Below are 19,054 nucleotides of genomic sequence, written 5' to 3' on the forward strand. Positions count from 1 at the left end.
TTTTTCTTTTAGTCCTTTTATTTAGAATACCCGGAAAGTGACAGAAGAGGGGTAATTGCGAAAAGCTGGACTTTGTAATTTGTACCAAGAACGAGCGCGATCAGGGACTCCCATAGTCAGTACCCAACGATCTGACTCTAAATATTTTTCTCCCCAGTATTGGGCAGCCCGTCCTCGTGCTTGACCATAAAGACGTAAAACCAGATTACCGTGACTTTGCATTTGCGCCCAACCAAATGCTTGGAATGCACTTTGGGTATCTTTACCAAAAATATGGGGTACGCCATAAGTATCCCAAAGTATTTCAGTGGATGTCGCTAGTATCGCTCCATTCTGGAGTACCACAACTAAGGCAAAGATCAAACCGAGTATAAACGGTAAAATACGGAATACTTTTCTTCTAAAAATTTTCAGTAAATAGCGCATATTTTAGTTTTTGAATTAATAAAGAGAATGTAAATAGCCTCTAATAATGATTTAGGCTTGATATATTAATTTCATACTTGTAATATACAAGTTTAAAACTTAAATATCCTGTTTTAGGTAATAAAAATTTAGTCAATTATATTGATATTTAGTACTTTTATTATTATCTCTTAATTAGAATTCGCTCAACAATATCTTCCGGTAGTTTATAAAGATTAGCAATCTCACTAATAGTAGCAACTCCTAGCTCAAACATATTCCTAATCTCCAAAATTTGCTTATTGTTAAGGATTGTCCCATCCAAATTATCTAGATTTGTACCAGATGTCTCTGGCTGACCAAACTCATAAATTCGTAACCCTTCTTTATATGGAAGTGTGCCTTGTATATATGCACACTCAACCCAAATCAATGCTTCTTCACTACGATTCTTGCCTACAGGACAAAGACGGTAATGCCTTCTTCTGTGGTAACTACTAAACTGCCTTTTAGGTTCAGTAGTACTGACCACTTCTGATTGTTGAAAGTTATCAACTTTACCTATCTCATCACTCGAAAAAACTCCTGTTCGACAACTACGCTTACCACATATTTTAACTAGCGAATATCCCTGCTTATCTATTTTTAAAAGTGCTTTGTTCCTTGTATTTGCATCATCTGATTCTAATTCTTTACGCAAATTATTGGGAATAAATCCAGGTATTTGTTCTGAAATTTCTTCAGTTAACCGATAATTAGTTGTGTAAAATATAGCATTGATAACTAACTTTAAAATTTTTAATATAAATTTATAACACTTATTATCATGAAATTCTTCAAATTCATAGAATAAAAGATCGTTCAAGAATTCTATATTAAAATCAACATCAATTTTATCAAGTAAATTATTCTCCTCTAGATAATGAAATATGGCTTTTTTATGAGAGGCAGAAGTATCTATTATCTCCCAGTCTAAAGCTTCACCAATAGTTGTATCTGGATTAATTAAAGGAATTTTTACAGAAAGTGCTTCAGTCGGATACTCCAGCCAATTATCACTCAAAACTGGAAATTCTGGAGAACCAATTAATGCTAATTCAAAACCACCACTAGCTATTTCTTTTACATATACCCCCTCCAAGTAATATTTATTTATTTGCTTAGTTTTTGTTGACAACGAACATAAAAATTCACTGTTGACTACATGTCCAAGTTCTAACTCTAAATCTTTTTGCAAACCAAAATGTAAATAAAAAGCTGGATATGGCAGTTTGACATCGCGTAAAGGAATGTTTTCTATATTTGTATTCTTAAAGGACTCTAATAAACACTGAGGAAAATCAAAAATATTTTTGCCTAAGTTATAAAAATTTACAAAATCTAATGCCAACTTCAATTCATGGAGAATGTTGGCTTTCCAAGTGTAGACAACAGGTGAATATTCATCATCAATTATCTCTGTACTTAAAGATTCTGGATTGAGAACTTGATTTGTCACTTCTGTGAAAGTCTTTTTCAGATATTTTGCATAAGTTGTATTACCAGGAGTGTCGCATACTATCTCACTAAAAAATTCATAAAAATCAGTTTGCAATGTACTAGTATTAAATATCTCATTTGAAGGTAAAACAGCAAAATCTACTAGTTGATCGGCATATATTTTTTGATATTTATTGACAAATTTAGATAAATACCTGCGAACTAAAGCATACCGATAAGGAAAATACTTTTGTTGTCTTTGAAATCCCTTAAGAGTCTTAGAATCTATTCCCAATAAAGAAGAGGTACTCATATGCAATCCTAATTGACAAACTTCTTGTACCAACAATATTCAATATCGCTTAACCCCTAAACAGAAGTTCTAAATTTGTAAATATATGCCTTTAAAGTATTGTGTTTGGTTGATTAAAGCAGAATTTAGGAATCATTATTCAGTATGAATTAGAATCCTACTGTCGAACCCGAAGAGCGGATGAATAAGTGTGAAATACTGCGCTAAATCGTTCAAGTAGACTCTCTGTTAGGAGAAGATTTAGCAGTCTATAATTAGCTGTGATTCTGTAGCAAGATACCGTAGGATATCTGTCACCTTCTTGTTCTGAATTCTTGCTCAAACAGGTGAAACCTTTATTTGCCATCTGCTCAAGGATTGTGTAAATACTGATTGAAAAAATCTTAGTGGATAATAGATTCTACTAATTAGAAATGCAAGGTAAAATCAAGAACAATACAAAGTCAATCAGAATTCAACTGTAAACGGTTTATTTTACTGGTAATTTGCTGTAGTTCTTGAGAAAGTGACTGTAGCAGGAGTGATTGGGCTGAGTGTAAAAAGAAATGATCGCCCTTGAACATTTGTAGTGAGAATGCAGCATTTGTCTGCTCGCGCCAAGCTTGAAGTTCATCGCAATTAACCTCTTGATCTTGTAAGCCACCAAAAGCAGTAATAGGACAATCAAGTGGTGGCTCAGTAGTATATACATAAGTTTCTAGAACTTCAAAGTCTGCTCGTAGAATTGGGACAAGAAGTTGCATTAATTCGGCATTTTCCAGCAGTGCTTCAGGAGTACCATTGAGACGGCGTAGTTCTTCTATGAACTCAGGCTCACTTAGAGCATGGATAGGTGGATCTGGATCAGGAATTTGTGGAGCACGGTGGCCGGAAACAAACATATGTACTGGTTCAAGACCATACTGTTTGCGGAGTAAACGGGCTAGCTCAAAACTGACAACTGCTCCCATGCTGTGACCAAAGAAGGCGAATGGCTTGTTTAAATGTGGAAGTAAGGCGGGAGCGAACTGATTCCTTGTCAGCGCTTGGGCGATCGCACCGACAAGAGGTTCTAGCCGCGAGAATGGGGCTGACTTCATCTGGGTTCCTCGTCCAGGAAGTTCAATAGAGCAAACTTCCACAGTTGTAGGTAGACTCTCAGCCCATGTGCGAAAAATGATAGAACTACCACCTGCATACGGGAAGCAGAATAAACGCACTGAAGCATAAGGATTAGGTTTGGTATATGTTAGCCAGGAGTTAAATGTTTGTGCAGTTGTCATACTTTCATGTCGAATTTCTGTTGCTCTGGTCAAGAGTCCAGAGTTTTTTGATCTTTGACTCTTGACCTTGGACAACCTTTACGAAAAATCAAATGTGTTATGATTTACCTCCAGCAGCTTCTTCCATTTTCTTGCGAAGGCTAAGTGGTCTCATATCAGTCCAAACTTCTTTGATGTAATCTAGACATTCTTGTTTTAAACCACTTTTACCAGCATCCTTCCAGCCGAGTGCGTTTTCTCGGTTAGCAGGCCAAATCGAATACTGTTCTTCATGATTGACTACAACTTTGTAAATTGTTGTGTCTTCTTTGTCGTCTTGGTACATAATTCATCTCCGTGGTATTTAATTGGCTATGTTTTCTAAGATTTGATAATCCAGTACTTTACTACAAGAAGATCCATCAACCTCAATAATTTGCACGGGTAAATCTCACGATTCCACTGCTTCAAGATGTCCCTTACCTTCTAAACTTGCCAGTTCAATATCTGCAATACATCGAACTTTCACGTAATTCAGTGTCAAGTTCCCAACCAGATGAACCCTCCCTGTTTGATGCTCAAAGTCAGCTTCTTGCAAATTAGATGCTTCTGGGTCGAGTCTGACACCTAAATCAGTACCTCCGCTAATATTTATGAATTTGATATGTACGTACCCTCGGTCAATACTTTCTTTCAGTGCTATGGCTGTTTTGTCGGGTCGTAAGCTTGCTTCAACAGGATGTTCACCTTCTGATAAACGTTGCACTAATTCATTCATACAGATGTCTCCCTCTTAAGAATCACTTTTGTTTTGATTTGTTGATGCTTGTACTTTTACTGGCTCGTAGACTGGAATCTCAAATGCTAAGGTATTGTGGCAAAACTCCTTCCATTCGGGAGTTATATTGTCAAAAATGATATTCTCATCCTTGAAAATCCCATCAGTCACTACGTAATTTTCTTGTAGGTAAGGAAAGTCATCATCAGTTAACTCTCTATTACTTTCGACTTCCTTACCCTCAACTGATTTATTTTCTATTTTTGCATTTTCAGCATACTCAGTCCACTGACTGAACTCACGTAATTTTTTCAAAGAGTAAGCTTTACAATACTTTCCCATTGTTGCCATAGTAATACCTCAGTTCATATTCTTTTGGCCAGTGATGTTATCAGGCTATGTTTTAATATTTCAACAAAATTGGCAGAATTGGTCGTGCATCAAGATTTTTTTCTCTGATACCCTCGTCAAAGGTCAACTCTAGTAGTGGAGATTCCCCTCGTTCAATAGCGACAGCACTCTGTGTACTAAGCAGAGACATAGCATCAGTCAAATGTTTGTCGCTATTAATTGTGATTTTTACGCTCGTTAGTTTTTTGACACCCAAAGGATGAGAAATTAACTTCTGATGCGCTGTTAATGATGGATCAAGCCAAGCTGTCAAAGCAATACTATCAGGAATCATAAAGCAAAAAGGTTCTTCCTGATTCACAAGATTTTCTGCTGCAAAACTAATAGACATCTGCGTAGGCGTAGCCCGCCGTAGGCATCGCATCCACTCAGACCAGTATAAAGTTGAATGGGATCGCAAGTCGCCATGATTAAACTTCCTACGGAGACCGACACCAAAAGGTGATGCTCTTGTATGCTGCCTATGAAGACGACTTAGCGTATGAACGCCTGTGTGTACAGACTGCTGTTCCACTAAATGTTTATCTTCTATCCAAATTAACTCAAGATAGGTATTCTCAAAAAAAATTATTTTTGAGGCTGTTCCTTGTTTGAAATGTTGCACCGCCTGATTAGAGCAGTGAAGACCAAGTTCTTGAAGAACTGAGATGCTTTTAGCATCTTTGGTCGTACAGACAAAAATGTGGTCTACTTCTAGAAAAAAATCATCCACGCTTACCTGGGGTGACGTTGTTTGCATAGCAACTAATTCTCAGCTTTGATTTTCTTGCTGGACTCAAATCTAGACTCTAGCTAGATAAAGAGATTTGCCTTGCTCAGGAACCCATGTGTGGAAAGTTAACTTTTAGTGTCTAAAAGTTATGCCTTAGAAACTATTTTGGGTAAACTCTATTTACCTGTACTAAAACAAGTGGAGTTGTTGGAAGTGTAATAGATTACTGATCTCACAGGTGTTGTGCCACTAGTTAGGAATATTACTTAAGTTGAACTATGCATAATTTTGGTATTAGAAGCTAGTTTTTACTTTTTGTCATTGTCAATAAAGTCAGTTGACTAGATCCAAAAATTTTGCAAACTAAAAAAAGAATCAGGGTTTGCGCCCATGTTTGGAAAACTGGCAATCATCAGTGGTTGCGATGGCGCAAAGCACCCGCAATTGCGATCGCTCTTCAGTCAATCCATAACAAAGTTAGCCAACAGGTAGATTCTAAGGTGATTTTAGAGGATTGTATTCCCCATCCCAAATCAAGGGCTGGTAAGACCTTTGGAAAACTTTTTGATCTGCTGAATTTATTTAATAACAAAGATTATCATTAAGTTGAGAAAATATCAAGCAACTTACTTCACATCTTCCCTCATTCTTCTCCTTATTGAGCGTGATTATTATTCTTGTTATGAAAAACTATGCCCACAAGGGGAATGGGGAGCAGAGGTATAGGGCACAGAGAAAGACTTACTGCCTTATACCTCTGCATCTTATGCGCTTGCGCTATGGCGCTTTCAATAAATTTATTTCTATATTTAGACGTATTGACAAAAAACATTTAAATTTAACTGTTCACGGATGATAATCAATTCATAATTAACTATGATAAATTTTGTGTACAAAATAGTTTAAATAATATTGTGAACAAGTTAAAAAAACAGAGCGAAGTAGTCACAGGCTTTGACTATGAAAATTTGGATTCTGAACAGCGAATTGTTGTTCAGCAACGAACAGGAGAAATTAAGGAGCGCTTACGACGCTCGGCACAGGATATTTGGGAAATTGGTCAGAAGCTGACTGACGTGCGTTCTCGGCTCAAACACGGACAGTTTGAGACTTGGCTGAAAGCTGAGTTTGGTTGGAGCCGACGGACAGCTTACAATTTTATTAACGTTTATGAAACATTGGCTGAACGTGCAAATTTTGCACAAATAGATATTGCCACGTCTGCGCTCTATCTTTTGGCAGCACCATCAACTCCACAAAACGTCCGCGAGGAATTTCTACAACGTGCTCAGGAAGGCGAAACCATAACTCATAAGAGTATTCGTCAAGTAATTGAGGACGAGAAATCACAGTCTATCTCTACTCCTGCTTTGCCTGAGCCATCACAACCACTCACTTCTAAGAAGCCGGAAATCCTGGCTATCATTCCCAAGGAGCCGATTAAAGTTGAAACACCAGCATTAGAGGTAACTATAGCAACGTCATCCTCAGTCTCGCCTGTTGTTGTGAATCTTAATGAAATTCAGTCAAGTTGGTTTTTACTAGAAAAGCAACATTTTGTCTTCTGTGGTGATACAGCTTCACCACAATTTATCGAGCGCATACCCTTTGCTGCTCTTGCCATTGCTATTACCTCCGATGACTGGGATCATGATTGGTTAATTGAACGGGCGAAGACTGTGATTATCTTTCCGGAATCAGATTTAAAGGAGCAGCTGATTGAACAGCTAATCAAGATGTTTTCGGCATCTGGGGATATAGTGATTTTTCCCTGGCTACCAAATAGGGATATGATAGAAATGGCTCATCAGCTAAATAGGCGAGTATTTGCGGGAGATCCCAGCATTGAGCGTTGTCGTCAGGCGATCGCACAGTCCCGATTAAAATCTGAGCCATTAGACTATGCTTAGACTACGAAATTTTATCTTCAGCTAAAATTAGGTCGTTGAAAGCCGCAGGCTGTTTCTAGCCGTTGACATCTATCAAAAGTCATAGAATATTTTGGTAATAGTCTAAAATGACACATATTTCAAATATTGATAATTATTTCCTATTAATTACAGGATTGCCAAATGCCACAAACCCTAGTAATGTAAGAAAGTCTAAATGAAAATAACTAGCAATATCAAAGCTTGCATTGCTGACTTACTAATTTTGCCCTGTCTTCCCTAGAGCAATTGAGGTTTGTTCAAGAGTTTTCCCAATTGAATTAAATAATTCTCTAGAAACACCACCTTGAGTAAGAAAGAGGTATGTCTGTTTAAGGTTTGCTGTATTTAAGTGGATTTTTAAACTAAGATACCCACAAAAACGGACTCAAACCCTTGTTCAGCCAGGAGTGAGTGTGATATTAATTTTGCCACTATTGCTTGCCTGCATCTGATTACACTAAGGCATAATAATGACTCAAGTTATCAATAATGTTCAACAAATTCCCTCTCAGTATGCGACTATCGTTGATATTCTGCGCGATCGCAGTTTCACGATGTCACACACACAAGCCTTTACTTTCCTTGAAGATGGAGAGACTCAGGAATTAACTCTGACTTACCATGAATTGGATCGGCGCAGTCGATCTGTAGCAGCTCAACTCCAAGCTCTTGGTTTGAGCGGTGAACGTGCCATATTACTGTATCCTTCTGGGCTGGATTACCTAATAGCATTTTTTGGTTGTCTATATGCTGGGGTAGTGGCAGTTCCAGCTTATCCGCCTCGCAATCAACGTAAAACGCCCAGAATACAAGCTATTAGCATAGATGCACAGGCAAGTATTGCTCTCACCACCACAGCAATGCTCCCCACATTACAATCAATACTCACACCTGAAACAAAACAGAGAAATTTTCACTGGCTGACAACTGACAACATCGCACAGGGTATAGAACATTCTTGGCAACAACCTGCAATCAATGGGGATACCCTAGCCTTTCTGCAATATACATCAGGTTCTACAGGCACGCCAAAGGGAGTTATGCTCAGTCATGGTAACCTGCTGCACAATGCCGCTGTAACTTACCAACTAATGGAACATTCACCCAGCAGCAAGTTTGTATCCTGGCTGCCTGTTTACCATGATATGGGGTTGATTGGTGGGATTCTGCAACCTTTATATGGTGCTTTTCCTTGTATCTTAATGTCGCCAGCATCTTTCCTACAACGACCTTACCGCTGGTTGCAAGCAATTTCCCGCTATAAAGGCACAACGAGTGGTGGCCCCAACTTTGCCTATGAACAATGTATTCAAAGGATTACTCAAGAACAAAAAGAAACTCTTGACTTGAGTAGTTGGAATGTCGCGTTTAACGGTGCTGAACCAGTCCGACAAGATACTCTTGAACTATTTGCAACCACCTTTGCAGAGTGTGGCTTTCGTTCGGAAGCGTTCTATCCATGTTATGGCATGGCAGAAGCAACTTTAATAGTTTCTGGTGGGATCAAAACAGCCTTAGCCCAAGTCAAAACTGTAGATAAATCTGCACTTTCACAGAATCAGATAGTTGAAGCAACTGCCCAGAGTCAAGATATCCAAAGCTTTGTCAGTTGTGGTCAAACTATTCCTCAACAGCAGATTGTCATTGTCAATCCGGAAACATTAACTCGCTGTTCATCAGATGAAGTTGGCGAAATCTGGGTATCTGGACTGAGTGTTGGTCAGGGTTACTGGAATCGAAGAGAAGAAACAGAGCAAACATTCCACGCCTATCTGAAAGACACAAAAGAAGGGCCGTTTTTACGGACTGGTGACTTAGGGTTTTTGGACAATGGTGAGCTTTTCATTACAGGTAGAGCAAAAGATTTAATTATTATTCGCGGTCGCAATCTTTACCCGCAAGATATAGAATTAACCGCAGAACACAGCCATCCATCCTTACGTTCCGGCGCTAATGCAGCATTTACAGTAGAGGTTAACAACGAAGAAAGGCTGGTAGTTGTACAAGAATTAGAGTTTCGCGCCAAGCCAAATTTAGCAGAAGTAGCTAGTGCAATTCGGCAATCAATTACTGAAGAACATGAAGTACAAGTTTATGCAATGGTTTTAATTAAACCAGGTAGTATACCCAAAACTTCCAGCGGTAAGATTCAACGTCGTGCAACTCGCGCTCAGTTTGAAAATGGCGAACTGAATGTAATTGAAAGTGACATTCTCAAAATTAGTGATATTGCCAGAAACGAAACTCAATTACAACGTTCTGAACTTTTGGCGCTTTCCCCAAGGGAGTGTCAACCAGTTTTAGAATCATATCTGATTGAACTCTTGGGGCGAGTACTTTCAATTGCAACAGATGATATTAATCCACAAGAACCATTAAGCACACTCGGACTTGATTCTTTAAAAGTATTTGAGTTGAAAAACCGGATAGAGGTTGATTTAGAGGTAGAAGTATCGGTAGCAGACTTCTTTGAAGGGATGAGTACGCGATCGCTCATCACCAAAATACTGGCTCAAATGACAGCAGAAGCTTTCATACCCTCAAAGTCTCTTAGCCAAGTTCAGCCAGCCGAAGTATATCCCCTATCTTTTGCCCAGCAGAGACTATGGTTCCTCGACCGATTAGAACCAGGCAACCCAGCTTACAATATTTCCTTAGCTGTTAATCTCAAAGGTCAGCTTGACATTACTTTACTAGAACAAAGTCTCAATGAAGTTATCCGGCGACATGAGACTTTAAGAACCACATTTACAACAGTCAACGGAGAGCCAGTACAAATTATTGCTTCTTCTCTAAAACTATCTTTATCAGTATTAGATTTTCAAAAAAATATAGAATCACAGAGCGATGTCGCAATCCAACAATTTTTGACTCAAGAAAGTCAACGACCTTTTGACATAACGCACGGGCCATTATTACGTACTAAACTTTTGCGCGTAGCACAGCAAGAGCATATTCTTTTGCTGGAGATGCAACATATAATTTCTGATGGTTGGTCTACTGAGGTATTTTTACAAGAGATTGCATTACTGTACAAAGCATTTTTAACTAGAAGTGCTTCACCTTTAGCGGAAATCTTTATCCAATACAAAGACTTTGCACATTGGCAACGGCAATGGTTACAAGGGGAAATTGTGCAAAGTCAACTTTCTTATTGGAAGCAACAACTTGCAGATGTACCAACTCTTTTACAATTACCAACGGATCGACCAAGACCTGCTGTGCAGTCCTCACGGGGTTTCCATCAATCTTTTGAGTTACCCACAACTATGCTAGGCCAACTCAAAGCGATCGCTCGTCAAGAAGGGGTGACTCTATTCATGTTGCTACTGGCAGCATTCCAGACCTTCCTTTACCGCTACACAGAACAAGACGATATTCCAGTCGGCTCACCAATTGCTAACCGTAACAGTAATGAATTCAAAGGACTAATTGGCTTTTTTGTCAATACTTTGGTGTTACGTACTAAACTTTCTGGCAACCCCACATTTCAACAGTTACTTGGTCGTGTGCGAAATGTAGCTCTAGAAGCATATAAACACCAAGATTTAACCTTTGACCAACTAGTAGAGGCATTGAATCCAGAACGAAACGTCAGTTACACACCTCTATTTCAGGTGATGTTCGATTTCCGGAATGCTCCACCTCTACCAGAAATGCCTGATTTAGTTGTCAGTCAATTAAAAATAGAAAATGAAGCGGCACAATTTGATTTGAGCCTATCTGTGGAGGTTGGGGAAGGACTGATAGTGTCATTTGAATACAACGCTGACCTGTTTGATGCCACCACCATTGCCCGAATGCTGCAACATTTTCAAAACTTGCTCTCAGGCATTGTGGCAAATCCTCAAACTAAACTTTCCAACTTGTCACTATTGACAAAAAAAGAGCAACATCAACTCCTTGTAGAATTTAATCAAAATAAATCCCAAATTCAAAATCCAAAATCCAGAATAGGACAGTGCATTCATCAGCTGTTTGAAGCACAGGTAGAGCAAACACCGAATGAAGTTGCAGTAGTATTTGCTCAAAACCAGTTGAAATATCAGGAGTTGAATCAACGTGCTAATCAGCTAGCACATCACTTACAAGCACTGGGTGTAGGGCCAGAAGTTATTGTTGGCATTTACATGGAACGCTCACCAGAAATGGTAGTAGCAGTCTTGGGTGTACTGAAGGCGGGAGGGGCTTATGTGCCTTTAGATCCTGTCTACTCCCATGAGCGACTGGCATTCATGTTGAAAAATATGCAAGTGTCAGTTTTAGTAACGCAGAAGTGGTTACTGAAAAATCTCCCAGAACACCAAGCTAAGGTTGTTTGTCTAGACTCCAGTTGGGAGAGTATTTCCCAACAGAGCAACGAAAATCTATTCAATCAAACAACTTCTGACAACTTAGCTTATGCAATTTACACTTCAGGTTCTACGGGCATCCCCAAAGGAGTAATGGTTACCCACAGCAGTTTAGTGAATGCCTATCTTGCTTGGGAGGGTGTATACTCGCTTCGCTCTGTAGCCACAAGCCATTTGCAAATGGCTTGTTTTTCCTTTGATGTTTTTACTGGGGACTTAGTTCGGACTTTATGCTCCGGTGGCAAACTAGTACTTTGTCCACGGGAATTTCTATTGCAGCCAGATCGACTTTATGCATTGATGCGTTCCGAACGAGTAAACTGTGCCGAGTTTGTGCCAGCTGTGCTGATGAACTTAGTTCAGTATTTGGAACAGACTCAACAATCCCTTGACTTCATGCGATTGCTAATTATCGGTTCTGATAGCTGGTATGTTAATGGATATCATCAAGTCAAGCGTTTTTGTGGTCATGCAACCAGATTAATTAACTCCTACGGTGTTAGCGAAGCCACCATTGATAGCTCATATTTTGAAACTACCACAACTAATTTACAGCTTGAGCGACAAGTACCGATTGGTCGTCCTTTCGCCAATACTCAAATTTATATACTAGACCGTTATCTACAGCCTGTACCCATAGGAGTTGCTGGCGAAGTTTATATTGGTGGATCTGGATTAGCTAGAGGTTACTTTAATCACTCGGAATCGACCGCCGAAAAATTTATTCCTCATCCATTTAGTCAGGAATCGGGCGCACGCTTATACAAAACTGGAGACTTAGCGCGGTACTTAGAGGATGGAAATATTGAATTTATAGGTCGAGCAGACTATCAAATAAAAATCCGAGGTTTTCGGATTGAGTTAGGAGAAATTGAGGCAGTATTAAACCAACACCCAGCTGTAGAAGAAGCTGTGGTTCTTGCTCAAGAAGATGACCCTGATAATAAACGCTTAGTTGCTTATGTGGTACAAAATTCCGAACCAGAAACTACAGCAAAATTAATTTTAGGAAAGGAATTAACCAGCCAGCAGGTGTCACAGTGGGAAGGTGTATTTGACGACCTTTATCGAGATCCTGCTGATGAACAAGCGTTAAAATTCGATATCAAAGGATGGAATAGTAGTTACACAGGACAACCAATACCACAAGCGGAAGTACGCGATTGGGTAGAGCCAACAGTCGAGCGAATTTTGTCTTTACAACCAACTAAAGTATTAGAAATTGGTTGTGGTAGCGGTCTAATGTTATTTCGGATAGCTCCCTATTGCGATCAATATTGTGCAACAGACCTCTCAGAAAAAGCTTTGCTGAATCTGAAGCATCAAATGACAATGCTAGATCAAGAACCATCAGGAGTGACTCTCATCCACAGAGGAGCAAATAACTTTGAGGATGTAGTGGCTAACAGTTTTGATGCTGTTTTGATAGTTTCTGTAATGCAGTACTTTCCTAGCATTAACTATCTACTGCAAGTGTTAGAGAACGCAGTGAATGCAGTAGCACCAGGAGGTTTTATCTTTCTTGGAGATATTCGTACTTTATCTTTATTAGAAGTATTCCATACATCTGTCCAATTCCATCGTTCGCCAGATTTACTCTCAAAAGAAGAGTTACAACAGCGCACACGAAAACAATTATTTGAGGAAAAACAGCTTGTTATTGACCCAGCCTTTTTCATAGCATTAAAACAACATTTGCCTAAAATTAGTCATGTAGAAATTATTCTTGAACGTGGTTACCATCAGAACGAACTGAATAAATTCCGCTACGATGTGATTCTCCATATTGGAGATGAAATTCCTTTGTTGGATTTGCCTTGGTTAGACTGGGAAAAGCAAGAGTTAACACTAGCATCTGTTCAGCAAATACTCGTAGAAACTACGCCTACTATCTTGGGTATTGCTCGTGTCCCGAATGCTCGAGTTGCAGAAGATATGCAGATTTGGCAGTGGTTAACTTCTCCTGGAGGTGCTGCAACTGTGGGAGATATGAGACAATCTCTAGAAAAAAATAGTGAGTGGCAAGGAATTGAGCCGGAAGATTTTTGGATATTCAGCAAAGATTTGCCTTACTCTATCGATATTACTTGGTCAAGCTGTGGAGATAATGGTCGTTACGATGTCATATTCAAGCGAAACCCAACAGTTAGGACAACGCAGTTTGAAATTACTCATAGTGCAAAACATCGCCCTTGGCGAGATTATACTAACAATCCATTACAGGCAAAATTTGCCTTGGAGTTAGTGCCACAACTGCGCGATTTTTTGAACGAAAAACTGCCAGAATACATGGTGCCTGCAAATTTAATGTTGCTGGATGCTCTACCCTTATTACCCAATGGTAAAGTAAACCGCCGTGCCTTGCCCTCATTAGATATTTCGGCAGCTAGAAATATTCTTCATACACCACCGGAAACGGAGGTAGAGCAAATGATTGCCAATATTTGGCAAGATGTATTGCGTGTTGAACGGGTAGGCATTCATGATAATTTCTTTGATTTGGGAGGTCATTCACTATTAGTGGGTCAAGTACATGCTCAATTGCGAGGGAAATTACAACGTGATGTCTCAGTAGTAGAAATATTTCAATATCCCACCATTAATTTGTTAGCAAAACATCTTAGTCAAGAACAGCAAGAACAACATTCCTTTCAAAAGATTCATAACCGAACTGAAAAACAGAAATTGGCTTTAAACCAACAAAAGCAAACTCATAAGTCATGCAAATAAACCAGAGCAATGACTCTTAGCAAAACTATGCAGACAGCAAGCTTTAGCAAGCTGTTTGCTTTAATAAAATGTGTAATTGATGAGGTAGGAGTAGGATTAATGAATAGTTATGACTCAATACAAGCGATCGCAATTATTGGTATGTCGGGGCGTTTTCCCGGTGCTAATAATATTGAAGGTTTTTGGGAGAATTTACGCTCTGGAGTAGAGTCAATATCTACTTTTACAGATGCAGAATTAATTGCCTCTGGAATTGAGCCAGAATTACTAAGTAATTCACAATATGTGAAACGCCTTGCTGTATTAGAAAATATAGATTTATTTGATAGTTCATTCTTCGGATTTAACCCTAAAGAAGCAGAAATTACAGACCCACAGCATCGGTTATTTTTAGAAAATGCATGGAAAGCGTTAGAAAATGCTGGCTATGACTCCCAACGTTGTGAAAGTCGGGTTGGAGTTTATGCTGGTTCTAGTTCAAATAATTATTTATCACTTAACTTAAATAGCGATTGTGCTGGTTCGGCTAGTAACTTCCAAAAGGGAATCGGCAACGATAAAGATTTCCTCGCTACCCGAGTTTCTTATAAATTAAATCTCACAGGCCCAAGTCTGACAGTACAAACTGCTTGTTCTACTTCCTTAGTAGCTATTTCTCTAGCTTGCCAAAGTCTATTAAATTACCAATGCGATATGGCTTTAGCAGGTGGAGTATCTATTCACATTCCCCAAAAAACAGGCTATTTGTATGAAAAAGGGGGGATTTTATCACCTGACGGTCACTGTCGCGCCTTTGATGCTAAAGCACAGGGAACTGCGATCGGTAATGGTGTGGGTATTGTGGTTTTGAAGCGATTAGAGGATGCCTTGGCTGATGGTGACTGCATTCATGCTGTTATTAAAGGTTCAGCAATCAATAACGATGGTTCGCTAAAAATTGGTTATACAGCCCCTAGTGTGGATGGTCAAGCAGAGGTGATTGCTGAAGCGATGATGCTGGCGGGTGTTGAGCCTGAGACAATCAGCTATATTGAAACGCATGGTACTGGCACACCTTTAGGCGATCCCATTGAAATTGCCGCACTCTCCCAAGTTTTTCGTAACAGCACTGAGAAGAAAGGCTTCTGTGCTATTGGTTCAGTTAAAACAAATATCGGCCATTTAGATACAGCTGCCGGCGTAACAGGACTGATTAAGACTGTTTTGGCTCTCAAACATCAGTTAATTCCACCAAGTTTGAATTTTGAGCAGCCCAATCCCCAGATTGATTTTGCAAATAGTCCCTTTTACGTCAATACAGAATTGACAGAGTGGAAAACTAATGGTGTTCTTCGGCGTGCTGGTGTGAGTTCCTTGGGTATTGGTGGGACTAATGCTCATGTCATTCTAGAAGAAGCACCAGTGCTGGAACCGTCTAGCCTTTCTCGTCCCTGGCAGTTGTTAGTACTTTCTGCCAAAACTGACTCAGCTTTAGAAACTGCAACAGAAAATCTGGCTAATCACCTCCAACTACATCCTGATGTGAACTTAGCGGATGTTGCCCATACCCTGCAAGTGGGGCGTGGTGAATTTAATCATCGTCGCGTGCTGGTGTGTCAAGATATCGAGGATGCAACCAAAGCCTTACGAGATCCGCAAAGAGTTTTGACTCGCTTAGTTGAAAATAGCGTTCATGTTGGCGCAGCCTCTCGTAGAGAAGTGACTCCGCAGGAGTATCGCCCCATCACCTTCATGTTTCCTGGACAGGGTTCTCAGTATGTGGACATGGGTAAAGAACTTTACCAGACTGAGCCAGTTTTTCAAGAACAAGTCGATTTTTGCTGTCAATTGCTGCAACCACATTTGGGGTTGGATTTGCGTTCAGTTATTTATCCGGGCGAGTCTGAATCAAAAGCCGCAGCCGAAAAACTGCAACAAACTGACATCACTCAACCAGCATTGTTTGTCATAGAATACGCTTTGGCTCAATTGTGGATGTCGTGGGGGATTTCTCCCCAAGCGATGATAGGACATAGCATTGGGGAATATGTCGCTGCCTGTTTAGCTGGTGTAATGTCTGTTGAAGATGCCTTAAGACTGGTAGCTGCTCGTGGGCGATTGATGCAACAACTTCCATCTGGTGCGATGCTCTCTGTACCCCTAAAAGAAGCGGAAGTTAGAGGTTTACTGAATGAAAATTTATCCTTAGCTGCTAGTAATGCACCAGCTTTGTGTGTAGTATCGGGAACTGATGATGCTATAGATGCATTGCAAAACCAGCTTCAAGGGATAGAATGTCGGCGTTTGCATACCTCCCACGCTTTTCATTCTTCGATGATGGAACCCATCTTAGAGCCATTCGAGAAGGAAGTCAGTAAAGTTAGACTAAATCCCCCGAAAATTCCCTTTATTTCAAATGTTACGGGCACTTGGATTACGGCAGAGCAAGCCACAGATCCAAATTATTGGGCGAAACATTTACGCTCCTGTGTTCGCTTTTCGGAGGGAATCTCTGCATTACTGCAAGAGCCAAATCGCATCCTGCTGGAGGTTGGGTCTGGACATACTTTATCTACCTTCGCCAAAAAGCATTCAGAACCGATAGCATTATCTTCATTACGACATCCTCAAGAAAAACACCCAGATGTAGCGTTCCTATTGAACATATTAGGCAAGCTCTGGCTATCTGGAGTAAAGGTGGATTGGTCGGGATTTTATGCTCATGAGCGCCGTCATCGTCTTCCCTTACCAACATACCCCTTTGAGCGCCAGCGTTACTGGATTCACGACCAAAAACCAGCCGCAACTGCCAAGACAAGTGTACAGACGCCTGTCACCTCTCTACCAGGTAAAAAGCTAGATATTGCCAACTGGTTCTACGTCCCATCATGGAAACGCTCTCCACTACCCGAAAAGCCCAAGAGTGAAAAATCGGTTTTGGCTTGCACTATGGTGTTTACCGATGAGTGTGGATTGGGTGAAGAATTAGTGAAACGATTGGAACTGGAAGGTCGAGATGCGATCGCACTCAGCATCGGATCGGAGTTGAGAAAATTAAGCGATCGCCACTACACCTTAAATCCCCAACAACCAGATGACTATAATGCTTTGCTAGAAATTCTTCTAGCAGAAAACAAATTCCCAAACACGATTGTGCATTTATGGAATGTCACCCCGATTGGTAACACAGAATCAGCAGTTGACAAAGCAGAAGATTTAGGATTTTACAGTCTGCTATATCTCGCTCAGGCACTTGGGAAACATCATTTTAAACAACTGCAAATAGCCGTCATCTCCAACAATATGCAGGAAGTGAGTGGAGACGAAATTCTTTGTCCTGAAAAGGCAACTATTCTTGGGCCTATGAAGGTCATACCAAAAGAGTATCTAAATATCAGTTGTCGCAGCATTGATATTATTACTCCCTCAAATCAATCTTGGCATCAAGAGAAACTGATAGACCAGTTGCTGAGTGAACTACAAATACAATCTTCTGACTCAGTTATCGCCTACCGAGGAAATCATCGCTGGGTACAACAATTTGAACCTGTTTCCTTCGAGTCAGCATCTGCAAAAATCCCAAAACTAAAGGAAAAAGGCGTATATTTGATCGCCGGAGGATTAGGAGGCATTGGACTAGTCCTGGCGGAGCATCTGGCGAAGACAGTAAAAGCAAAATTGCTGCTCACAGGACGTTCATCATTTCCGGCAAAAGACGAATGGTCAGAGTGGCTGAAGGTTCACAGTGAGCAAGATAGTATTAGCTGCAAGATTCAGAAACTCCAAAAACTCGAACAGTTGGGTGCAGAAATTTTGGTGGTGAGTGCTGATGTCACTGATCGCGAACAAATGCTTGGGGCGATCGCTCAGGCGCAGGAGCATTTTGGTAAGTTTAATGGTGTAATTCACGCCGCTGGGATTCCCGGAGGTGGAATTATTCAGCTAAAAACGGCGGAAATGACAGCAAAGGTTCTGGCTCCTAAAGTGAAGGGAACGCTAGTTATTAATAGTATTTTTCAGGATACTCCACTCGATTTCTTTGTTTTGTGTTCCTCAATGACTGCCATTCAAGGAGAATTAGGACAGGTAGATTATGCTAGTGCTAATGCTTTTCTGGACGCTTTTGCTCACTATAAGAGTAATCGAGATGGCATATTTACTACATCTATTAACTGGTCTGCTTGGCAGGAAGTTGGTATGGCAGCCGCAGCAGCAAATCTATCAACCCCATCCCTAAAGATTGCTAAACCTCAATTTCAAGCAGTGAACCATCCATTATTTGAGCAATGCATAGTGGAGAGTTCAGAGCAAGAAATATATATCTCGAAATTTAGCGTCATCAAACACTGGGTTTTGAATGAACACATAGTCATGGGAAAAGCGACACTTCCAGGAACAGCTTATCTGGAAATGGCTAGGGCTGCTTTTGAAACGCATAGCGAAAATCGTCCAATAGAAATCAGTGAAGTGTATTTCCTCTCGCCCTTAGTAGTAGAAGCTGATGAAGAGAAAGAAGTTCGGACACTGTTGAAAAAACAGGGAGATAAATTTGAATTCTCGATCGTCAGTCAATCTAATTCTGAGGGAGATAAATGGTTAGAACATGCTAAAGGAGAAATAGCCTTTATCGAAACAGAATTTACTAATCAATATGACATTGAAGCAATTATCGCTAGATGTAACGAACAGGAAATTACCAATGCAGAAAGAAAGAGTAAACTTC

8 protein-coding genes and 4 pseudogenes are annotated in these 19,054 nt (G+C 40.1%); 5 read left to right on the forward strand and 7 right to left on the reverse strand.

What is annotated here, in order from left to right; genetic code table 11:
- Window positions 1–51: 51 nt before the first annotated feature.
- From RM368_RS23055 to RM368_RS23085, 7 genes and pseudogenes are all read right to left on the reverse strand, one after another.
- A pseudogene (locus RM368_RS23055) lies at window positions 52–426 on the reverse strand (penicillin acylase family protein); the annotation flags it as partial.
- Between the two features lie 163 nt (window positions 427–589).
- Window positions 590–2,197: a hypothetical protein gene (locus tag RM368_RS23060; RefSeq protein WP_322696197.1), complete on the reverse strand. Its 1,608-nt coding sequence runs from the start codon at window positions 2,195–2,197 to the stop codon at window positions 590–592.
- Between the two features lie 443 nt (window positions 2,198–2,640).
- A complete protein-coding gene (locus RM368_RS23065) occupies window positions 2,641–3,459 on the reverse strand; it encodes a thioesterase II family protein (protein ID WP_322696198.1) in 819 nt (272 codons plus the stop codon).
- 97 nt (window positions 3,460–3,556) lie between these two features.
- On the reverse strand, window positions 3,557–3,784 hold the full coding sequence (locus tag RM368_RS23070; RefSeq protein ID WP_322696199.1) for an MbtH family protein: 228 nt from the start codon (window positions 3,782–3,784) through the stop codon (window positions 3,557–3,559).
- Window positions 3,785–3,889: 105 nt separating this feature from the next.
- The gene (locus tag RM368_RS23075) at window positions 3,890–4,216 is read right to left on the reverse strand and encodes an MbtH domain protein (RefSeq protein ID WP_322696200.1); all 327 of its coding nucleotides are present in this window, start codon (window positions 4,214–4,216) and stop codon (window positions 3,890–3,892) included.
- Window positions 4,217–4,231: 15 nt separating this feature from the next.
- Window positions 4,232–4,567: a hypothetical protein gene (locus RM368_RS23080; protein ID WP_322696201.1), complete on the reverse strand. Its 336-nt coding sequence runs from the start codon at window positions 4,565–4,567 to the stop codon at window positions 4,232–4,234.
- Between the two features lie 52 nt (window positions 4,568–4,619).
- A complete protein-coding gene (locus RM368_RS23085; RefSeq protein ID WP_322696202.1) occupies window positions 4,620–5,366 on the reverse strand; it encodes a VOC family protein in 747 nt (248 codons plus the stop codon).
- A gap of 329 nt (window positions 5,367–5,695) precedes the next feature.
- Between RM368_RS23085 and RM368_RS23090 the strand changes: the two genes are divergently transcribed.
- The 5 genes and pseudogenes from RM368_RS23090 to RM368_RS23105 all read left to right on the forward strand — a co-directional run.
- Window positions 5,696–5,944 carry a hypothetical protein gene (locus RM368_RS23090; RefSeq protein WP_322696203.1) on the forward strand — a complete coding sequence of 83 codons (249 nt, stop codon included), beginning with the start codon at window positions 5,696–5,698 and terminating at the stop codon, window positions 5,942–5,944.
- A 309-nt stretch (window positions 5,945–6,253) separates the two neighbouring features.
- Window positions 6,254–7,249: a DUF3102 domain-containing protein gene (locus RM368_RS23095; RefSeq protein WP_322696204.1), complete on the forward strand. Its 996-nt coding sequence runs from the start codon at window positions 6,254–6,256 to the stop codon at window positions 7,247–7,249.
- A 491-nt stretch (window positions 7,250–7,740) separates the two neighbouring features.
- Window positions 7,741–13,146, forward strand: a pseudogene (locus RM368_RS23100) (amino acid adenylation domain-containing protein); the annotation flags it as partial.
- 921 nt (window positions 13,147–14,067) lie between these two features.
- Window positions 14,068–14,352: pseudogene (locus tag RM368_RS38835) on the forward strand (phosphopantetheine-binding protein); the annotation flags it as partial.
- A 99-nt stretch (window positions 14,353–14,451) separates the two neighbouring features.
- Window positions 14,452–18,891, forward strand: a pseudogene (locus tag RM368_RS23105) (type I polyketide synthase); the annotation flags it as partial.
- Window positions 18,892–19,054 lie beyond the last annotated feature (163 nt).

The sequence above is a fragment of the Nostoc sp. DedSLP03 genome, assembly GCF_034530815.1.
Taxonomy (GTDB): Bacteria; Cyanobacteriota; Cyanobacteriia; order Cyanobacteriales; family Nostocaceae; genus Nostoc.